Consider the following 21,480-nt stretch of genomic DNA (forward strand, 5'->3'; position numbering starts at 1 on the left):
AAGGGAAAAACAGCAATGACGGCTGAAGCGATGCCGACGAAACTGGTGGGTCAGGCTATCAAGCGCCGCGAAGATCCGCGGTTGATTACAGGACAGGGCACATTCCTCGATGACATCAAACTCCCCGGCATGACGCATGCGTGTGTGCTGCGCAGCCCTTACGCCCATGCAAAGATCAAGTCGATTGATACGAGCAAAGCGAAAGCCCATCCGGGCGTCGTTGCCGTGTTTACCGGCGAAGACATGCTCGATCTCAATCCGCTGCCGTGCGCCTGGCAGGCGGGGCGGGTGAAGAATAATGTCAATACTCCCCGCGTTCTGGCGGTTGGCGAGGTGCATTTCGCGGGTGATCCGGTGGCGCTGGTGATCGCCGAAGATCGCTACATCGCACGCGACGCCTGTGACCTGATCGAGGTGGAGTACGAACCGCTGCCGGTCGTGGTCGATGCAAAGAAAGCAACCGAGCCGGGTGCGCCGCAACTCCACGAAAATGCGCCGAACAATATCGTGATGGAGTGGGAGGCGGGCGATAAGGCGAAAGCCGATGCAGCCGTCGCTGCTGCCGAAGTGGTGGTGCGCGAGCAGATCATTAACCAGCGCCTCATTCCTACCCCGATGGAAACACGCGGCACCGTCGCGCGCTACGAGCCAGCGACCGATGAGTTCACCCTCTGGACAACCTCTCAGGCGCCGCACGTCTTGCGCCTGCTGTTGACTGCCTTTGTGTTTGGGATATCGGAGACGAAACTGCGGGTCATCTCGCCAGACATTGGTGGTGGCTTCGGGCAGAAGATCTTTTGCTACAACGATGCTGCCTTCACAATGTGGGCAGCACGCAAGATCGGTCGCCCGGTGAAGTTCGTCGAGGACCGCAGCGAGAACTACAAGTATTCGACCCACGGGCGCGACCATATTACCGATGTCGAGCTCGCCGGCAATCGCGACGGTACGATCACCGGTCTGCGCGTCACCACCTACGCCAACCTGGGCGCGTACCTCAGCACAGTTGCGCCCGGCATTCCAACAACGCTCTACGGACGGATCATTACCGGCGTCTACCGCATCCCTGCGGCGTATGTCAAAGTGTACGGCGTCTATACCAACACGGCGATGGTCGATGCCTATCGCGGCGCCGGTCGTCCAGAGGCGTCGTACCTGATCGAGCGCATGGTTGATCGTTTCGCCGCCGAGATCGGGATGGACCCGGCGGAAGTGCGACGCAAGAACTTCATTCCGCCCGATGCCTTCCCCTACGACAACGGTCTCGGTCTGCTGCCATACGACAGCGGCAACTACGAGGCGGCGCTCAACAAGGCGCTCGAAATCGTCGGGTATGCCGATTTCCGCAAAGAGCAGGAGGAAGCGCGCAAACAGGGACGTTATCTCGGTCTGGGCATCAGTTCGTATGTCGAAATCTGCGGTATCGCGCCGAGTAAGTGGATAGGGCTTCCCGGTGAAGGATGGGGCGCCGGGTTGTGGGAAAGCGCCAATGTGCGGGTGCACCTGACCGGCAAGGTGGTCGTCACGACCGGGTCGCTGCCGCACGGTCAGGGTGTTGAAACCACATTCGCGCAGATCGTTGCGGACGAACTGGGCGTACCGTATGATGACATCGTGATCGAGCACTCCGACACGCTGGGCACGCCATTCGGCTACGGCACCTACGGCTCGCGCTCGCTGGCAGTCGGCGGCACGGCGGTTTACCGCAGCGTGGCGAAGATCAAGGAAAAGGCGAAGAAGATCGCTGCGCACATGCTCGAAGCCAACCCTGACGATATGGTCTACGAGAACGGTCGCGTCTACGTCAAAGGGTCGCCCGACCGCGCAAAGACGCTGGGCGAGATTGCGCTCCAGGCGTCGGTGGCGTATGACCTGCCAGAGGGCATGGAGCCATTCCTCGACGAAACGAGCTACTACGATCCGCCGAACTGCACCTTCCCCTTTGGCACGCACATCGCGATTGTCGAGGTTGATCCAGATACCGGCATCGTCGATCTGAAACGTTACGTGGCTGTCGATGACTGTGGCAATGTCATCAACCCCCTGATCGTCGATGGTCAGATCCACGGCGGCATTGCGCAGGGCATTGCTCAGGCGCTCTACGAGCGGGCAGTGTATGACGAGAACGGGCAACTGGTCACCGGCACCTTGATGGACTACGCTGTTCCTGCGGCGCACATGCTGCCGCCTTACGAGACGGCGCGCACCGTCACGCCCAGTCCGGTCAACCCGATGGGGGTGAAAGGCGCAGGTGAGGCAGGCACGATTGCCAGCGCCCAGGCGGTGATGAATGCAGTCATCGACGCGCTCTCGCCGTTTGGCGTGAAGCACATGCAGATGCCGGCAACGCCCGAAAATGTGTGGAAGGCGATCCACGCGGCTCAATCGGCTTCCTGAGAGGATCAGCAGTGATGCGCGACCGGCAGCGACGTCGGTCGCGCATTCAGGCATAGAGGAGTATCTCGATGATACCGGCACCCTTTCAGTATTTTGCACCCAGGACGGTCAACGAGGCAATCGGGTTGCTCCAGCAGCACGGAGACGACGCCAAGTTGCTGGCAGGCGGTCACTCGCTGCTCCCCGCGCTGAAACTGCGCCTGGCACAACCCGCAGTGCTGATCGATATCAGTCATGTGTCGGAGTTGAAGGGCATCACCTCCAACGGAGATCGTCTGGTAATCGGCGCTGGCGCAACCTATCACGAGATTGCGACGAGTGAGGCGGTGCGTTCCGGTTGCCTGGCGCTTGCCGAGTGCGTTGGACAGATCGGCGATATTCAGGTGCGCAATCGTGGAACTCTTGGCGGGTCGCTGGCGCATGCCGATCCGGCAGCTGATCTCCCGGCGGTTGTGCTGGCGCTCGGCGCGACGATTAACGTGATGGGACCGAACGGCGCGCGCAGCATTGCCGCCGACGATATGTTCGTGGCGATGATGACCACGGCGATCTCGCCAGACGAAGTGATGACGTCGGTGACATTCCCCATTCTGGGCAGGGGCGAAGGCGCAGCATACGCCAAACTGCGCCAGCCAGCGTCGCGCTACGCTATCGTCGGTGTGGCAGCGTATGTCAAACTCGACGGCGGAACCGTTGCTGCGTGTCGCATCGGCGTCACCGGCGCCGGTGCAGTTGCGGTACGCCAGCCAGCCGCAGAAGCGGCGCTGGTCGGCACCTCTGGCGATGACGCAGCGGTGGCGGCAGCGGCGAATGCTGCTGGCGACGGGATCGATTACCTGGGGGACATCCATGCATCGGCGGAGTACCGCCAGGCGATGGTGAAGGTCTATACCCGCCGCGCGCTGACCGAAGCGCTCCGCCGCGCACGCGCGTAAGCGGTCGGGTAGAAACGGCAGTTCACACGAACACTCGCGCCGTTGGTTTTTAACCAACGGCGCTTTGTTCTTTGCCATCCATCGGGTCGTCGGGTCTTTGCGGTTGGAGCCGTCCGCCGTCCCGGCCCCCCTTCTCACGTGCAATCCTCCCCGTTTTCAACACCCAGGCATGTGTCATGGAGTATCATAACTTCCGTGATCCGAATGCGCGAGGGAAAGAGGATTCTTATGACACATCGCCGCCGTCGGGCGCGGATGCGGAACCGGATCGATGACCTGATCAGTACGCTTGCGGCAGAAGATCGCATGACCGATCTTGAACACGAACTCGACCAGGTGACGTTCTGGAAGTTACGCAGCAGCGAACGTGAAACCTGGCACTACGCGCGGGGCATCGCCGCTTTTCGTCGCGGCGACTACGCGCAGGCGCTGCAACGCTTCGAGAAGGGACGCACCGCTGCGCCGCGATCTGCACGGATCGCTTTTGCGCTGGGTCAGGAGTACGAGCGGGTCGGGCGGGTCGCAGATATGCTGGCGGCATTCGACGCCTGTCCATTCCCGCGTGTGCCGTCCGCTTACGCGCTGATGCAGGCGCGTTTCGCCTACCTGTGGGATCACCCGCAGAAAGCGCTCCAGTATGTGTTGCCCATTCTTGACACCTATGAAGCGCTCCAGATCGCCGACGATCATTTCCTGTTCATACGGGGGTTGCCCTTCTTTGGCGAAACGTGGTCATATCTGGGAGCATTCCTGGAGTTGACCGGCGATCTTGCAATGTTGCGCGCGCTTACCGAACGCGCCCGCCAGCATCTCAAGGAGTATGTCTTTGACGGACAGGTGTTGGTGCTCGAATGTCTGGAGCGCAACGATGTTACGCCGCTCATCGCAGCGCTCGAACACACCGTGCAGGAAGGCATGGCGCTCGGATGGCCCGTCGGGTACCCGGCAATCTGCCTGGCAGTGCTGCAATCGCAGCGCACCGATGATCCGCAGGAAGCCGAACACATCCTCGACGCAGTGACCCTGAGCGATGAAGACCCGCCCTTGCTGGACGATATCCGGCTTCTGGCGCGGTGCGCCGTTGCTCACCGGGCAGGAGATGATGAACGTGAAGCGCTGTTGATGCGCCAGTTTCTGGAGCGTCAGCCGATGCTCCTCGAACCATCACGCGCGTTCGATGTGCGCCTGCTTCAGTATCAGGAGCGGTTGAAGCCGCTCTATCGGGAGGGGAGAGTGCCAGAGGGCGCTTCTGGATAGCCCGGTGTGCTACGGATTATGGTCTGAACCGCGCCAGGTACTGTCTGATCTCATCGGCGCGGATAAAGAAGCCCTGGAGGCGCCGTCAACCGAATCCATCCAGTCAACCGCTTCTTTTGGTTTGGTGATGAGCTTTCTGCCAATTCCGGTGCGGATGACCGGTGGCAGACGCGGATGGACACATCTGTGCGAGCGTCCAGGCAGCGTGGCGCACTCCCGGCAGAGACGGACAGACCGGGACCATGCGAACGAATGGCGGGAATTATGCTGGTTCTGGTCAAAAAATAGTCGTTCCACCGTTCATTGGTGTAAGTGCCGATGTAACCCTAAATCTAGGCGTACTGTGGGATAATATGAATATATACATGACCTGCGACTGTATCGGTATCAACTTTTATGTTGAAATGTTTGGGGTAAAAACGTTCGTTTAGTATTTGCTTTACCCGTTCTACTACTGACCAGTAAGATTCTACGGTATAATGCGGAATTTGAAGATAACGGGTGAAGTGTTTCTTGGGGATGACAAGCGTGTGACCAGGGGAAATCGGGCGTCTGACTAACACAGCATATGCATTGGCAGACTCGGTCAGTAATTCATAATCATTTGCAGGTGTGCAGAATGGGCATGTCGAAGGTGTAGAAGGCGAAGATAGTTGATTATAGTGGCGATAGTGGTATATTTCACAATGATCGGTGCGAAGAATACTTTGATAGGGGAGCGTAACTGAGCACTGATACACCTCTACACGATGTTTCAGGTGAAGACGAAAACCATCACGTCGAATATCACGTCGAACGGCAAAGTATGCGCTTCCCTCTGGAAGAAGCAGTTCAGAAATGGACATCAGGACGTACTCTTGCTCTTTCGGTAGAAGAACGTTCAATACATAGATACAAACAATGGTATCAAACTTGCCCTTCGGTTGGTCTGGAGCATAATGAGGATCGTAGCCAGTAACGTTGTATCCTTTTTGTCGAAGGAACCTTACATCTGATCCCAGACCACACCCAAAATCTAAAACACGACCGTTTATCAAACCCTTTTGAAATAAGTACCTTATCGGAAATGACTCTCGGTTGCGTTCTTTTGCAGTCATATGGCTGTGAGGATTCTTCGGGGAATGGAAAATAAGTTCCATAGAATGACCTGTTCATACAAGGGGTTTTCCATTTCATCGACGGTATTCCCAGTCGGTCAGGAAACCCATGTTTCGTGCTATCTGAACCTGTGGAATAATTGTGTCCCGAAGGTGTTGACTAAAATCTTGGAGATCCATATTTTGTAGTTCGGAAGCAGAATCGACCTTGAAAAGTAAAATGTGATCTTCAAGTAGTTTCGGTTTCTTTTCGGAGACTATTCTCACTGCATCGAGTTGGGTTTTTGCAAAAGAGTCAAAGTATTTGTCAATTTTGGGAATACTGTCACTTTTGGATGAGTTAACTTCTTTAGTTGTCGGAATAATATTCCAGATACAATCATTCGCAGTAAAGCTCCACGGAATAAAGTGGTCGAGTGAGTATCGCTTTTCGTCCAGGGTTTCTCCTGAATATATGCACTGCAGCGTTGTTTCTTTCTTGAATACGATGTTCCAGAACTCTCTTGCCCGCTTCATATCCCTTTCTTGGGGTTCAAACAATTTTCCGGGAATATTCGGTACATTAGGATTGTGTTTTTGTAGATATTCGATTAATTTCCATAAACAAAATCCTCTTAAAATCGTAAGGTGTTGCTTGAGGTATTCGAACCATTCAGGATGTATCTCGATTGCTTGCTTTGTTTCAATTTCTATAAAACGGTATAAGCACGGAGAACGGTCGAAGGTGCTTTGAGAAAGGTCTGAGATACGACGGTTTATCTCGGTGTCTTTTATGCCTCGCAGATCTCCCGAGAAAAAAGGACGAAGAAACCGGTAAGGAACAAATCGAGCGATTTTATAAATGGATTTTCCGGCGTCATCTTTATCCTGCATGTGCTTCAAAGCTTCGTCAAATACCTGGCTATAGGAACTATCTATTGGTAGCCCAGAACTTTCACGGAGAAGTGTTGCGACATTGCTCAGTTGATCCTGTTTACCAAAAGAGAGACGAAAATAGTTTGTTGGGAACCATACCCTGGCTACCATATGCGCCAGTAGTGTAGTGACAGGTATGGTGCGTGTTTGAGATTCCTTAATATGATCCAGGATGGCAAGAAACCAATAGAATTTGTACGAGTTTGTTACCTCGTCGAAACTCGCTGCCAGGGCAAATATGGGAAGTTGATTGGAATGAGGTAGACTATTCACGGACATGCAAGTCAGGTTTAAGTTTTATTATATTACCGTCTGATACCAGGCAGGGTTACGCTTCGTCAGCTTGCATCTTCCAATGTTTGCACACCCGCCGGTTACTTCGTCCTATCAATACATCCTTCCCTTTTTCCCGGCTGACGGTAGCAGTCCAGCATACACGCAATGTCACGCTTGAGTGTGACGTCGGAGGGGTCGCGCAGGTTATGTGTGCGGATATATCCCCGGATCTGCCGCGCCAGCCCGTCGATGGTAAATTCGCTGCCTCAGCACACCGACAAACCCTCCCGGCTGCATATGGTTGATGTCGTCCAGTTCACTGCCTTTTGTAGGCTCACAGGTCTCTCCGTCGCCGGGTGCGCCCCGGCTGGCATGCTCTTACGATAGCATACTTTTCGCTTTCACAAATCATCGAGCGGTCATATCCGTCGCCTCCACCGAAACAGGCGGATATGCGACCATCGACGGTTCACGGCAGGGCGCGTAGCGCGCCCGGAAGTCGCCGGGCGCTGTTCGCCATTGCACGCCACCGGACGCGCCCCGCGCATGTCGCTCCTCACCTGCACGCCACAGACTCGCCCGTCCCCATGACTTTAGTCCTACTCCCGGATCGCCTGTTTGTCCGGCGACGGTTAGACACAATGACCCCTTTCGTTAAGTCCGGGTTAATGCTATCCTACCGTCCGTAGCACGCGGCGCTCGCCGCCGCATCCAGGACCGGACCCGCAGGCGCGCCGCGCGGCGCGCCCGTCGCACCAGAAAGGAGCCCCTGTCGTATGGAACCGCACGTCCGCGTTTCTGCCGCTTCCGTCCCGCCTGACCGCCGCGATCCGCCGGTTCCCGCCGGGGCATCGGCGTCCAGTGATGTCATTCCCGTCTCCCGCCAGCGCCTGGAAAGCCTCCAGCGGCATCTGACGTGCAGCTATGAGCGCTTCCCGACCCGCCATCTCCGCCAATCGCTCCGCATTCTTCAGCACCTGCTCGTCGATGGCGACCGCACGCCCTGATGAGCACAGTCGTCTGGCAACCTGAGCTGGCAGACTCGACGACCGTGATCTGCGGATGATTCGACCGCAGCGCACCGCCGTGCGCGGGCGCGTTCGAATCGTCCGCAGGTGATTCTTGACGAGGCGCATATGCGTATACCGTTCTTCCCTGGGCGAACCCGTGCGGCAACCGGTGCGCCGCTCCGCCGGTCATACCCGCCCGCCGCGTGCCCGGCGCAGGCGTCCCCATCCGGGCGGCGGTGGACAACGCCGCTCCACGGCGCGCTGGGATTGCCGCTCCCGTGTCGTCCCCGTCCGGCGGCGCGCCGACCGTCGCGGTGTCCGCGCTGGACGCGCCGGGGGTGAGCGTCCAGCGCGGCGTCGCCGGGGCTGGAACCCGGCGCGGCGTGTGCGTTTTCCAGCGTCTCCTCACTGCGCCCTCCCCGCGTGGAGCATTCCCCGTGTGGGATCAAGGGGCAAGGGGGATGAGGGAGCAAATGCGCACGGGAATGCCCGCGCATCTCTGCCAGGAACGCTCCCCTTGTGCGGTGCGCGCGCCTCCGGTGCGCACGCGGGCGGGACGCCCGCGCACCCGGCGCAAACCTCAGGTGCGCGCGCCTCCGGTGCGCACGCGGGCGGGACGCCCGCGCACCCGGCGCAAACCTCAGGTGCGCGCGCCTCCGGTGCGCACGCGGGCGGGACGCGCTGCCCGCCAGGAACTCGATGCAGAGTTCCGCACCTCCGGCGCGCACGCGGGCAGGACGCCCGCACTCCCGGCGCAAACCTCAGGTGCGCGCGCCCTTGCAGGGTCAGGTTTGTTGGCAAGCCCCGGCGTGCCATCTTTCCTTTCAGGCATCAGGACGCCCAAACTTCCCCTGCTCCCACAAGGGGAGCAGGGGGCAAGGGGGATGAGGGGGCAAACGCACACGGGAATGCAGAACATCACTCATCGCTCCCAAGAACTCTACCCTTGAGAAGTCGGGAGATGAGGGGCAAACGCGCACAGGAGCGCGGCACACCGCTCGCTGCTCCCAGGAACTCTCCCCTTGCGCAGGGGGAAGAAGGGATCAAGGAGACGGCAGGAGCATATCTGACGACCGCTGACGTCACGGATACACGCGACGTGGTTGAATTTACGGAGGCAAGCGATGCGATCCCGCCGACGCTGGAGTTCATTGAGTGCGCTGGTGCGCGCGACGCTGCGCCAGGAGGAATGGATGACGGTGCGCGAGGCAGCGGCGCTGTACCGCGTGACCGATGAGACGATGCTGGCGTGGGTGCGCGCCGGGGCGTTCCCGATGCAGGTCGAGGAGGGGCGCACGTGGGTGGCGCGTGCGGCGCTGGAAGCGGCGCTGCATCGCATGCCGGAACGCCGCAGCGACGACCGCGACCATCCGCGCCATACCGCCGATGCACTGGCGATGCCCGACGATCCGGACAGCACGCCCGAGAGCGCTGGCAGACGCCAATAGCCTGGCGTGCCGGAAACACGCCAGCTGAATGCGCAGACGTAACGATTCCACCGGGTTGCGTCCGAACGCTGGCGCGTGGCGACCCACAGCAGGACGCCTTTCAGCGGACGATGCGCCGGGCAGGGGAGCGCTCTACGCTGTCGAAGCGCAGTACAATTGCGAGCCAGAGGAATTCTGTCGTTCTGATGTGCAGGTCGCATTCCCGGCCTCGATGGGGTACAATTGGGAGAAAGAACAGAGAGAGGAACGATAAATGAACGACCATTCGCTTGCATTTTTGAAACATCTGCTTGCCACGCCCGGTCCCTCCGGCGATGAAGTGGCTGTCGGGCGCATCTGGCGGCGCGAAGCCGAAACCTTTGCCGATCGGGTCTACGCCGATGTGCGGGGCAATTCGTATGCCGTGCTGGAAGGCGGATCACCGCGTGTGCTGCTTGCCGGTCATATCGACGAGATCGGCGTCATGGTGAGTTCCATTGATGACGACGGCTTTCTGTGGTTCTCGCCCATCGGCGGATGGGATCCGCAGGTGCTGGTCGGGCAGCGGGTGCGTCTGGCGGGGCGCACCGGTGATGTTATTGGCGTTATCGGGAAGAAACCGATCCATCAGATGAAACCCGACGAGCGCGAGAAAGCCAGCAAGATCGAGGACCTCTGGATCGACATCGGCGTGACGAGTCGGGCGGAAGCCAGAGAACTGGTGCGTGTCGGCGCCACCGGCGTGATCGATGCGCCGATCTACGATCTGCCGGGCGGGAGGATCGTTTCACGCAGCATCGACGACCGGATTGGCGCATTCACGGTACTGGAGGCGCTCCGCTTGCTGGAGCGCGATCGTCCGCGCGCAACGGTGGCGGCAGTGGCAACGTCGCAGGAGGAAATCACGTTTGCCGGCGCGCATACCGCAGCCTTCAGTTTCGAGCCGCAGGTCGCTATTGCGGTTGATGTGACCTTTGCAACTGACCATCCGAACGCCGACCGCCGGCAGTATGGCAATGTGCGGCTTGGCGGCGGACCGGTGCTGTCGCGCGGTTCTGCCAATAGTCCGGTGGTGTACGATATGCTGACGGCGATTGCAGAACGCGAGGGCATTCCATACAGCATCCAGGTGAATCCGCGCTACACCGGAACCGATGCCGATGCCATTCACCTGTCGCGCGGCGGGGTCGCCACTGCTGTGATCTCGATCCCCAACCGTTATATGCACTCTCCGAATGAAATGATCGCTCTGAGCGATGTCGAGTATGCCGCACGTCTGATCGCTGCATTCGTGCGCAGTCTGACGCCGGAGACCAGTTTTATCCCGATCTGATGCGCTTATCGCGCAAGGCGGACAGGCTGTTCAGTCGAACATCCAGGGATGAGGGGCAGGATGCGTCATTGCACCCTGCTCCTCATCTGACGCTCTTTTCATAGATTGCAACGCGGATGGGGCTGGCCGTTATGACAAAGATTGCGGAATTGTCTGCATCCCGATCATTATCAGGTATCAATACGCTGGAAGAGGCATGGTATGATGAAGATGCCCACGCCTGTCGCCGGTGCGTGACTGCCCCGTGTGCAGCGTCTGTACCATGCGCCATCGGTTGTGAGAAGTTGCAGGGAGGATCGCAGGGGTAGAGACTGGAGATACGTGGAGGAAAGGCATGCGCGACCGATTCAATGCCATTATGACGACCCGCGCCACCGATGTTGACGTGCAGCGTCGCGCGCTGGCGGTCATGCAACTGATCGCTGCGATGCTGGTGGCGAATGTCCTGTTTCTTGCGCTCGGTCTGCTGTCATCAGGCGCGCAGAGTGCGTTCATTCCGATTGCCAGCAGCATCTGCTTCATTGGGGCATTTGTCCTCGCCCGGCAGGGGCGCGCCAGCGTTGCGGCGTGGATCGTTATTCTCGCCTTTCTCGCCGGCGCCATGATCGCAGTCACCAGGACACCACCTGAACAGGCATCAAACGTGGGGTATTTCCTGACCGCCCTGATCGTGATTGCGAGTCTGACTCTTACCCCAGGGCAACTCTGGCTGGTCACGTTTGGAGTCGTTGCCAGTTTTCTTGCGACGCTTGCTCTCGCGCATCCTGGCTTCTGGGATATGGCCCCGGTTCGTTTGCATACCATGAACAGTAGTGTACTGCTCGTGGTTGTCGGCTTTGTATCGTATGTCGGGGCGCGCCTTGCGCGGCGCGCGATTAACGAGGCGCATCAGGCGCGCGCGCTGGCGGAGCGGATGCAGGCTGAACTGGCGCAGGCGAATGCGCAACTGGAAACGCGCGTTGCAGAGCGCACGACTGAGTTGAGTCGGACGCTCGCGGCGCAACAGGCGCTGACCGCAGAGTTGCAGCGCAGCCTGGCAGCTCAGCAGGAACTCAGTCAGATCATCCTCGAACTTTCGCTGCCGGTCATTCCTGTGCGTGAAGGAACCGTCGTTGTGCCCCTCTCCGGCACGATCGATAGCACACGAGCGGCGAAGTTGACCGAGAGCGTTCTCAGGGTCGTCGAGCAGCGTCATATCCATACCGTCATTCTGGACATCACCGGCGTGCCGATTGTCGATACCCAGGTAGCGCAGGCGCTGGTGCGCACCGCCAGCGCTGCCCGGTTGATGGGGGCGGAAACGATACTGGTCGGCATTCGACCGGAAGTTGCGCAGACGCTGATCGGTCTGGGCATTCACCTTGGTCTGCGCACTGCAGCAACGTTGCAGGAAGGGCTGGAACTGCCGACGAGGGACGCGCGCAGGCGCAACGGTGGCGCTGTTGCGCCTGGGCGAATGAAGGCGTCGTATGAAGATACTTCTGATCGGTAATGATGGGCGCACGCACGCGCTGGCGTGGAAACTGATCAACAGCCCGCGCGTACCGGAGGTGATCTGCGCGCCGGGAAATGGCGGAACGGCGCCATTCGCGCCGTCGGTCGATCTCGACGTTGCCGATGCCGCCGGGTTGAGCCGCTGGACGTTTGAGGAACAGATCGATCTGGTCATTCCTGCATCCAGTGCACCGTTGCACACCGGGCTGGTTGATGAAGTGTTGATGTTGAATATCGGCGTGTGGGGAGCGTCACGGCGCGCCGCATCCCTGGAACGCAGTCGCTGTCTGGCAAAGGAGTTTATGCTGCGGCATGGTGTTCCAACCGCGACCGGACGTGCATTCACCGATCTGGCGACTGCCGAACGATACCTGGCGACGTTGCCGTTGCCGGTGATGATTAAGACCGATCATCCTTCCGGCGGTGAGGAAATCTTCGATGACCGGTATGCTGCGCTCGAAGGGTTGCGCCGCCTGTTTGCCGCCCGTTCGCTCGATGGCGGCGAAGGGGTTGTCATTGAAGCCGTGCTCCAGGGTCCCCGCGTGGCGCTCTCGGCGCTGACCGATGGACGCACTGCGATACCCCTGCTTGCAACGCGCCTGTATGATCGGGTGGAGGAAGGGGATCGCGGCGCACAGGCGTGCGGTGTTGGCGCGCATACGAGCAACTCGATATTTGCGCAGCGTCTGACGCGCTACCTGCACGAGAAGTTTATACTGCCGTTCGTCGCCGGGCTGGAAAAGGAAGGATTGCCGTGCTGGGGGTTGATCGGCGTGGATTGCGTCATAACTGCCGAAGGTCCGCGCGCAACGGCGCTCCGTTTCAGTTTCCGCGAAGGAGAGGCGCAGGTGGTGCTGCCGCGCCTGGAGGACGACCTGTTGCCCTGGATCGAAGCCTCGATCACCCGGCGCCTGCACGAACTGCCGCCACCAGCCTGGACGACGACTCCGAGCGTCGGTCTTGGTCTGATGGCGCGCGGGTACCCCAATTTCTTCCCGACCGGCGGACAGATCCGTGGGCTGGAGGATATTGAACCCGGTGTGATGATCTTCCACAGTGCTACAACTAATCCGGCAGCGACAGCGCCCTACATGCCGCGTGCGCTGCGCAGTCGCGGCGGCAGCGCAGATGCTCTGAGTTCGATGATCGGCGGGTTGCTCGGCATGGGCGGTTCGCCGCAGGGCTGGAGCGGGTTGCGCACAACGGGCGGACTGGTGGCGACAGTGGTGGCGCAGGGGATTTCGTTGCCCGGCGCTCGCGGGCGCGCCCTGATCAACGCCGACCGGGTGCAATTCGAGGGGCGCATCTACCGCAGCGATATTGGCGAGCGCGACTTTGGTTGATCCTGTTGAACATGCCCCATCTGCAACCTGGCCCGATACGCTGGAACTCACCCTTGACGGCATTGCCCAGGGCGGCGATGCCGTCGGGCGCTGGCAGGAACGGGTGGTGTTCGCTGCCGGTGGCATTCCCGGCGAGCGCGTCGTCGTGCGCCTGCGCGAACGGCACGAGTCGTATGCGCGCGGGGATGTGGTAGCTGTGCTCATCGCTTCACCTGATCGGGTAGAACCGCGTCTCCCCGGCGCGAGCCATATGCCATGGCAGCATATCTCTCTTGCTGCCCAGCAACGTTTTCGCCGCCAGATCCTTGCCGATCAACTCGCCAAGTTTGCCGGTGTTGCGCCGGAACTGGTCGAAGCGACCGCGCCAGCGTCGAAACCGTGGGCATACCGCAGCAGCGCCCGGCTGCACTGCGAAAGGCGACGAGTCGGCTACTACGCTGCGGATACGCGGTTGATCACCGAACTCGATCGTGATCCGCTGCTGCATCCAACCCTGAACCAGGCGCTTGCAGCGTTACGCGATGCGCTCGCCGGTGAACCAGACGATGATCAGCCGCTCGATGTAACGTTGCGCGTCAGCGAAGCGCACGGGTATTGCATCGCTGCCATGCGCGGACGCGGTGAGCGGCGACGGCTGGCGGAACGCTGGCGGTCGCTCTGTCCACCGCTCGCGGGCGTCGTTTTTACCGTTCCGCCGCCGCATACCGTTCCCCCTGTCGGCGTTGATACGCTCGTCGAGGAGTTGGACGATCTGACGTTTCTGTTGCGCCCGACGACGTTCTTTCAGGTGAATGTCGCCGCTGCCACGACGTTACTGAACCTGATCCGCGCCGGTCTTGGCGACGAAGCTGGCGGGCGTCTGCTCGATCTCTACTGCGGCGCGGGGACGTTTACCCTGCCCCTGGCACGCGCTGCTATCCAGGTTGTCGGCGTTGAGGAGTATCCCGGCGCAGTTGCCGATGCTGAGCGGAGTGCGGCGGTTAACCATGTCTCAAATGTGCGCTTTGTTGTCGGTCGTGCCGAAGCAGTGTTGAGCAGTCTCGAAGGCGATTTCGACGCGATCGTCCTTGACCCGCCGCGGCGCGGATGTCACCCACAGGTGCGACAGGCGCTGCTCGAACGCGCGCCACGCCGGATCGTCTACGTCTCGTGCCATCCGGCAACCCTTGCGCGCGACCTGCATACCCTGATCGGCAGCTACACGGTCGAGCGCGCCACGCCGGTCGATCTCTTCCCGCAAACGCCGCATGTTGAGAGTGTGGTAGTGCTGGTGCGATCCTGAAGCAACGTGGAGAATGATTGAGTCGGCGTATAATGCTGTTGCGCAATTCCTCCGCTCCCGCGCGCACAGGCGAGCTTTGCCCTGGATAGCCGATAATCGATAGCCGAGAGCCGATAGCCGATAGCCGAAGGTCGATAGGGTCGCTGTTGGAGTTCGCGTTCCGCGCAGGCGGGCTTCGTCTCGCATAGCCGAGGGCGTTATGGTCTTTGAAGGTAACTGCCTACCATTCTACGGGAAGTGGTAACTGCCTACCATTCTACGGGAAGTGTGGTAAATTATCGCCGTGGCTGAGCAACTGCCGGAAGTAGAAATCCTGCTCAAGCGACTGAGTTCTCTTGAGGCCCAGATTGTCCGTCTGCAGGCGGAAGCAGCCGATCTGCGAGCGGAGAACGCCCGCCTGCAGGCCGAGAATGACCGTCTCCAGGCCGAGAACATCGAGTTGAAGCGTCGGTTGGGACCGAACAGCCAGAACAGCCACAAGCCACCCAGCAGCGACGGGTATCGGAAGAAGCGAATACAGCCGGCGCTGCCCAAAGACAAGAAGCCACGCGGCGGACAGCCTGGGCACACGGGTCGAACCTTACAGGCGGCGGAGCAACCCGACCAGGTGCAGGTTCATTTGCCAGCGCGTTGCGCTGGGTGTGGGCGGATCATCTCGGCGCATGAATCGCATAAGGGGGCGGGCAAGCGACAGGTGTTTGATAGACCAGGGCCGCGCTTGGTCGTGACCGAACATCGGTTGGGGGAAATCACATGCTGCCAGCAGGCCCAGCGCGGCGTCTACCCGGCGAATGTGACAGCCAGCGTGCGGGATGGGCCTGGAGTACGAGCACTGGTCACCCAGTTGTCGGTGGATCACAACATGCCGCTGGAGCAGATGTGCCGCTTGTTCGAGGACGTGTTTGGATACGCGCTGAACCGTGAGACGGTAGCGACGGCTCTGGAACAGGGGTATGAACTGGCGGCGGCGGTGGAAGCAGCCACGGTGGAGCAGTTGAAGCGAGCGGAGGTGGCGCATGTTGATGAGACGGGGCTGCGGGGAGCGGGGAGGCTGCGCTGGCTGCACACCGCGAGCGACAGCCGGTATACCCATCTGTTTGTGCACCCCAAGCGCGGGGGCGAGGCCGTGCGCAGCGATGCGTCGGTGCGCAAGGATTTCGGCGGACGAGCGATTCATGATTGCTTGCCGGCCTCCTACCAGTTTGAACAGGCCAACCATGGGGCGTGCCTGGCGCACATCCTGCGCGAACTGCAAGGATTGGTAGAGCAAGGGTCAGCATGGGCAGAGGTGATGCGTGACTTCCTGTGGCATCTGTATGAACAGGCGCGGCCCTTGCAAGGGGAGGCGGCTGCGGCGGCCCGGAATCGCTATCGGCAGATCGTGAGTGCGGCGGAGTTGGCCGAGCCGCCGCCTGAACAGAAAGCAGGCCCGGGACGCCCCAAAAGCACAGCGGGGCGTAATGTGCTGCGGCGGCTGAAGGAGCGTGAGGAAGCGGTGCTTGCCTTTGCACTGGTGGAGGGTGTGCCCTTCACCAACAACCAGGCTGAGCGAGACTTGCGCCCGGCCAAAGTCAAACAGAAAGTAAGCGGCTGTTTTCGCACTGACCAGGGGGCAGCGGTGTATGCCCGCCTGCAGGCGGTGATCTCTCCTTGTCACAAACAGGGGCGCAACGTCTTCGCCACGCTGCGCGACCTCTTCGCTCGCCAGCCAGTCTCCCTACTTGCAGGCGGCTAGGCAGTTACGAACTGCTACGATTTGGGCCGCACCTGTCGCTCGAAGGAGCGGAGTTTCCAGACAATTTTACGCTGGTGATCTTTGATACTGATGTTCCAGACGTCAACGCATGACCATCGGCAAAAACACCTGACTCTTTTTCGTTCCTATCAAACTGAACTCGCTCAGATGACATACCCTTACTTCAAACAGGTTTTGGTCAGCATCGAGCCGCTCATATCGCTCTGCGATCGGACATGTCTCGGCGGCATCCTTCCAGGAGTTTGATGCTCGATCCCAGTAGAACAGGTCGAGAGAGTTCTCATCAAAGATGTTGGCAAGATTGGTGTCAGTGTATCTGAGCGTAATGGTGATCGGTTGGTTAAACGAGAAAGTATCGCCTGGTACACCGTTGATCGAGACACTTAGCCGAAAGGCGTGGGCTGTTTGAGTGTTGGCTGGCAAGGGGTTGGCATTAGCAACCAGTGGATGGTAACTTAGCGTGATCGGCTGTGTTATTGCACCAGATGGTAATGTAATCGTGTGCTGGTTTCCACTATAGTCAGTAAAGACGACGGAATCTGCATTACTTGCTGCAAGATCTCGGTCTTGCCTGAACGTTTGGAGATTGAAATCGATGTGTTCCCAGACGGTAGCATTCGACCTCAAGAACAATGGCAGCGATGGGATGTCTTCTGCAAATTGGTTGATCACGGTGGCGTAGAAAGTTTTACGTTGTTCGCGGGGAAGCCGGGGATCGCTGGCTTGTATAATAGCGTCTGAAGCTTCCTGATTACACCATCCCATAAAGTTTTGACCAGACCAGTTGTTTGTTGGTGAAGGGATCTGGTTGCATGCGTATAGGGTGTAACCGCCAGGTTCGTCATCTTCGATGATCCAGGCAAAGTTGCCAAGTTCAAAATCACGTACCTGTAAGCCTGTAGAATCACCAAACCACCAGGACGCAGGTTGATGATTACGGATAATCCGAATGCCACAGGCTTTCATTTGCTCCTCAAACACGGTGAGATACGTCACTCTGAAAGGAGCGGTAGTCGTAGTCAATATCAACACCAACTCTTTTCCATCCTTGGATCGGTACTCAGCACCACTCTGAAGCGTCCAACCTGCTTCATCTAATAGTTGTTGACCAACCGTCGGGTTGTAAGGATAAGTTGTATTAGGAGCGGTGTATGCCCAGTTGGTCTTTGGCACAAAGGTATCCATGACCAACTCTTGCCGTTGCTCAGGTGTGAGCGCGGGATACACCGATGCAATCAGAGCATCCTTGTTGGTGCAATAGGCAATAGCCCGACGTATCCTGACATCACTTAAGATTCGGATGTGGAACGGGTTCGATAGAAGAAGTACTCAGTTCTAATGGCTTGGAAGTTTCAAGTGGCTGGTTGATTTGAGCGGTAACTGGATGGGTAGCACCGACTACAATCAGGGCTATTGTGGTGGCAACGAAGAGTAAGGCTACGCGTTTCATTGTTCGTACCTCCTCCCTGCTTGCTTTTATGCGTATGTTTACGCTTATAGGTCGCTTTCCATTGCGCCGATAGAGCGGCTGTCGGCTGGAAGCAGAGGTCAGGCGCAGCCCCTTTGCGATGGTTGGGCGCCGGGGCAGGACAATGCCCGCCCCGGTCTCGCATATGTCACCGCGCCGGCGTGATGGATACGTCGTCGAAGTAGCGGGTGCCGGTGGCGCCATCGTTAACGCCGGATTAACGGCAAGTAGACTCGATTGTGCAGGAACAGCCACACCTCCCCGCCGTTGGCATCGTTGGTCGTGCCGATGTAGAGGCGGTTGTTGAAAACGGCCGCGCCTTTGTCAAAGTAGTCGGCGTAGCCATTGTTGCTGTCGCCCCAGCCGGCATTGCCAACCTGCTCCCAGGTCATTCCATCCGATGTACGCCAGACTTCGGCCCCTGTGACCAGATTGCTGAAGACCAGATACAAGTAGCCGTTGAACACCTGAAGCCCATAGGGACGACCGTTGTTGGGATCTCCCAGTCCGCCATCAAAGACACGGGTAAAGGTTGTGCCATCGGTGGTCCGCCAGACTTCGCCGCCTGTGGTGACATTGCGCAGGCCAATGTAGAAAGCGCCATTGAACTCGGCCATTGCAGAGACATGGGTGTTATTTGCGGCCAGACCGTCGGTGAAAACCGGCGACCAGGTAACTCCATCGTTCGTGCGCCAGAGTTCTGCCACGCCAGCCCGGCCAATTCCCAAATAGAGATAACCGCCGTACACATCCATTGTCACATCTTGCCACACGCCGCCGCCACCGAAGCCGTCGGTCACGACAGGTGACCAACTCCCGGCATCGCCGCTGGCGCTGCGGTAAATCTGCATCACTCCATCTTCAGCGCTGGTTGCGGCGTAAATGGCATTTGAGAATACTGCCAGCGTGTTGATGCCGTAGTTATTGGTAATCCCAAAACCGCTGGTAATCACCTGTTCCCAGGTGATCCCGTTGGTTCGCCAGATCTCGCCGCCGTTATTGGACGCCGTGCCTACGTACAGATAGGAGCCAAAGGGCTCAGCATCAAACACAGCCGTATCAGTAGGCCATGTAGAGGGGGCAACCTGACTCCAGGTTTGTCCGTCCGCAGTGCGCCACATCTGGCTGGACCAGGTGCCGGCATACAGATAACCCCCGAAGACATCCAGCGTACTGACAAACGTGGTATCTCGATTTCCAAACCCGTTGATGTTCACCTGCTTCCAGCCCGGCACGCCGGGGGCGAATTTCTGGATGCGGTGGTTGAGCCTGTCTGCCACGTAGATGTTGCCAGCGTTGTCCACCGCCACACCCCGCGCACCGCGGAACTGCCCTGTTCGGGGGCCTGCACTTCCCCCGATTGTGGTCAAATAGGCGCCATTCGCGTCAAAGACTTGAATGCGGTGATTCCACTCGTCGCCTACGTAAAGACGATTGGCACTGTCTACAAACAGGTTGTTCGGCCCGTTGAAGTGGGCGAAATCGCTGCCCCAGATGCCAGTCTCCCCCATTGTGCGCACGTACTGACGATTGGCGTTGAAGACCTGGATACGGTGGTTGCCTCCATCGGATACATAAATGGTGCCATTGCTATCCACGGCAACATCTTCCGGCGAGTTGAAGTGGGCATTATCTGTGCCTGATTCGCCTGGTGTCCCCAGAGTTGCTACCAATACCAGGTTGGTGTTGTAGATTTTAACCGTGTGATTGCAAGTATCGGCCACATAGAGGTATCCGTTGGGGCCAATGGCCACCCCGCCCGGGCAGTCCAAGCCGCTCACCGTGGTGTAGTATGAGCCGTCTGGGTTGTAAATCTGCACCCGGCCATGCCAGCGGTCAGCAACATAGACCCGCCCATTCGCATCAAGCGCAAGGTCGTCTGGATTATTCAAGCGATCGTTGCTGGCATCCCAATCGCCTTTCACTCCAGCCGCACCTACAATCCAGATGGGTGTACCGTCAGGGCGAAGTTTGACCAACCGATGGCCTTTATCCTCAGTCAGATAGATGCTCCCATCAGGGGCCACGGCAACACTTGACGGAGTGTTATAATGATAACCGTCAGTGACATAGGGCACGCCAGTTGTTCCATAAGTGCGCACATACTGGAAAGCGAAGGGGGAAATGCTGGTAATCTTGAATTGCTGTACGCGAGTGTTGACAAAGTCTGCAACGAAGAGATGAAGCTCCGCGTTAGGATACGTCCCAATCGTCATGGCGACAACATCGGTTGGATTTCGGAACTGGTTGTTTCCACTTCCCCATTCACCTCCAATAGTGCCGATATACACCCGATCTATGCGTGTGTATGTCTGTATGCGGTTATTCCAGGTATCAGCTATGTAAATGAAGTTATCGTCTACCGCCACGCCGGAAGGGTTGTTCAGCCCCCCGATCGTTGCCACATAGGATGGTGACGCAGGATTGGAGATATTGAAGATTTGCACGCGGTTGTTGTTGGCATCGGGCACATAGAGTTCGTTGCCGTAGATGGCGATATGGCGCGGCCCACAGAATTGGTTGTTGGCAGAGCCACACACGCCGGTCTGCCCGAGCGTAGCGAGATAGGTGCCATCACTCCGGAAAACCTGGATGCGGTGGTTCCCACCCTCTCGGTTCCACCAGGGAGCGCCATCGCTCACGTAGATGTTTCCGCTGGCGTCAAAGGCAACGCTGATGGGATATGCAAATCGGTTATTGTCGCTTCCACTTTCCCACCGCTTTCCAAGTGTTAGGAGTGCTTTGCCAGAGGAGTTCAATTTGACCACCCGGCTGGAGGCCGCGTCCACTACCCAGATGTTACCGTCGCTATCAGTGGCCACGTCAGCAATTTCCCAAAACGATGTATCGGTGTAATCCTCAGCAAAGCCAGCATGGCCAAAGGATTGTTGAAAATTGCCATCGCTGGCATATTTGAGGAAACGGTTTCCCCACATTTCGCCAATCCAGATGCTGTTGCCCTCCACCCCAATGCCGTAAGGGTAGTTCAAGTGGGTAGTGGTTGAGATGTAGGGAGTCTCCGTCACCCCGAACGTCTGCACGTAGCGGAAGCTCAGCCCCGGCTGGCCGAGGGGGATGGAGGCGGTCCCGGCGCTCTGGATGCCAATGCTCGGAACGCCTGGGCGAATGAAGGGCTTGCCGAACTCCGGCGTCCCGAGCCGGGCTTCTGCGGGCAGGCCCAGTCCCTGGGGTGGATACGAGGGGAGCGGTGGTTGCGGCCCCTGGGCCGTCGCCAGCCCGCTCAGTAGCAGGATTGAGATAGCGAGGAGTGTGATGACGCGCAGGCTGTTTGCTTTCATCTTAACCTCCTGTTTGGTGTGATTTGGACTGCACCTAACAACCGGCTTCACCCGTGCAGTGGGTGTGGGAAAGAGCTTTCGCCACAAGACCGACTACAAAGGAAGAAGATTGGGGTCGTTTGTGCATATACACATTATCCAGCAGGCGTCCGATCTGCTAACAGGATCACGCTCGTCTACTCGCTGAGGGC

The 21,480-nt window shown here is 58.7% G+C and carries 15 protein-coding genes; 11 read left to right on the forward strand and 4 right to left on the reverse strand.

Annotated features, from left to right (window positions below):
• Positions 1 to 15 precede the first annotated feature (15 nt).
• From ROSERS_RS01780 to ROSERS_RS01790, 3 genes are all read left to right on the forward strand, one after another.
• Positions 16 to 2,397 carry a xanthine dehydrogenase family protein molybdopterin-binding subunit gene (locus tag ROSERS_RS01780; protein ID WP_011955130.1) on the forward strand — a complete coding sequence of 794 codons (2,382 nt, stop codon included), beginning with the start codon at positions 16 to 18 and terminating at the stop codon, positions 2,395 to 2,397.
• Positions 2,398 to 2,465: 68 nt separating this feature from the next.
• A complete protein-coding gene (locus ROSERS_RS01785) occupies positions 2,466 to 3,332 on the forward strand; it encodes an FAD binding domain-containing protein (protein ID WP_011955131.1) in 867 nt (288 codons plus the stop codon).
• 228 nt (positions 3,333 to 3,560) lie between these two features.
• The gene (locus ROSERS_RS01790) at positions 3,561 to 4,589 is read left to right on the forward strand and encodes a tetratricopeptide repeat protein (protein WP_011955132.1); all 1,029 of its coding nucleotides are present in this window, start codon (positions 3,561 to 3,563) and stop codon (positions 4,587 to 4,589) included.
• 332 nt (positions 4,590 to 4,921) lie between these two features.
• On the opposite strand, the gene ROSERS_RS24620 is transcribed toward ROSERS_RS01790, so the two are convergent.
• Positions 4,922 to 5,686: a bifunctional class I SAM-dependent methyltransferase/HIT family protein gene (locus ROSERS_RS24620; RefSeq protein WP_232282743.1), complete on the reverse strand. Its 765-nt coding sequence runs from the start codon at positions 5,684 to 5,686 to the stop codon at positions 4,922 to 4,924.
• Between the two features lie 75 nt (positions 5,687 to 5,761).
• A complete protein-coding gene (locus ROSERS_RS01795; RefSeq protein ID WP_011955134.1) occupies positions 5,762 to 6,880 on the reverse strand; it encodes an HNH endonuclease domain-containing protein in 1,119 nt (372 codons plus the stop codon).
• Positions 6,881 to 7,653: 773 nt separating this feature from the next.
• Here ROSERS_RS01795 and ROSERS_RS01800 point away from each other — a divergent pair.
• The 8 genes from ROSERS_RS01800 (at position 7,654) to ROSERS_RS01830 (ending at position 16,501) form a co-directional block, all read left to right on the forward strand.
• Positions 7,654 to 7,884: a hypothetical protein gene (locus ROSERS_RS01800; protein WP_041332746.1), complete on the forward strand. Its 231-nt coding sequence runs from the start codon at positions 7,654 to 7,656 to the stop codon at positions 7,882 to 7,884.
• A 129-nt stretch (positions 7,885 to 8,013) separates the two neighbouring features.
• Complete coding sequence (locus tag ROSERS_RS25705; protein ID WP_157040925.1) at positions 8,014 to 8,229, forward strand: hypothetical protein; 216 nt, start codon at positions 8,014 to 8,016, stop codon at positions 8,227 to 8,229.
• Positions 8,230 to 9,011: 782 nt separating this feature from the next.
• Positions 9,012 to 9,335: a helix-turn-helix domain-containing protein gene (locus tag ROSERS_RS01805; RefSeq protein ID WP_011955137.1), complete on the forward strand. Its 324-nt coding sequence runs from the start codon at positions 9,012 to 9,014 to the stop codon at positions 9,333 to 9,335.
• 253 nt (positions 9,336 to 9,588) lie between these two features.
• A complete protein-coding gene (locus tag ROSERS_RS01810; protein ID WP_011955138.1) occupies positions 9,589 to 10,647 on the forward strand; it encodes a M42 family metallopeptidase in 1,059 nt (352 codons plus the stop codon).
• A 334-nt stretch (positions 10,648 to 10,981) separates the two neighbouring features.
• Positions 10,982 to 12,139, forward strand: a complete 1,158-nt coding sequence (locus ROSERS_RS01815) for an STAS domain-containing protein (protein WP_011955139.1) — start codon at positions 10,982 to 10,984, stop codon at positions 12,137 to 12,139.
• On the forward strand, positions 12,117 to 13,484 hold the full coding sequence (locus tag ROSERS_RS01820; RefSeq protein WP_011955140.1) for a phosphoribosylamine--glycine ligase: 1,368 nt from the start codon (positions 12,117 to 12,119) through the stop codon (positions 13,482 to 13,484). The genes ROSERS_RS01815 and ROSERS_RS01820 overlap by 23 nt, the downstream gene beginning before the upstream one ends.
• Positions 13,477 to 14,766, forward strand: coding sequence for a 23S rRNA (uracil(1939)-C(5))-methyltransferase RlmD (gene rlmD / locus ROSERS_RS01825; RefSeq protein WP_157040926.1), 1,290 nt, complete (start codon positions 13,477 to 13,479; stop codon positions 14,764 to 14,766). Before ROSERS_RS01820 ends, rlmD begins: the two co-directional genes overlap by 8 nt.
• Positions 14,767 to 15,049: 283 nt before the next feature.
• Positions 15,050 to 16,501 (forward strand): IS66-like element ISRfsp1 family transposase, encoded by a 1,452-nt coding sequence (locus ROSERS_RS01830; protein ID WP_011955142.1) that lies wholly within the window; start codon positions 15,050 to 15,052, stop codon positions 16,499 to 16,501.
• A gap of 102 nt (positions 16,502 to 16,603) precedes the next feature.
• On the opposite strand, the gene ROSERS_RS01835 is transcribed toward ROSERS_RS01830, so the two are convergent.
• On the reverse strand, positions 16,604 to 17,824 hold the full coding sequence (locus tag ROSERS_RS01835; protein WP_332249091.1) for an ABC transporter substrate-binding protein: 1,221 nt from the start codon (positions 17,822 to 17,824) through the stop codon (positions 16,604 to 16,606).
• 372 nt (positions 17,825 to 18,196) lie between these two features.
• The gene (locus ROSERS_RS01840; RefSeq protein ID WP_011955144.1) at positions 18,197 to 21,289 is read right to left on the reverse strand and encodes an NHL repeat-containing protein; all 3,093 of its coding nucleotides are present in this window, start codon (positions 21,287 to 21,289) and stop codon (positions 18,197 to 18,199) included.
• Between the last annotated feature and the right edge of the window lie 191 nt (positions 21,290 to 21,480).

The sequence above is a fragment of the Roseiflexus sp. RS-1 genome (genome assembly GCF_000016665.1).
Taxonomy (GTDB): domain Bacteria; phylum Chloroflexota; class Chloroflexia; order Chloroflexales; family Roseiflexaceae; genus Roseiflexus.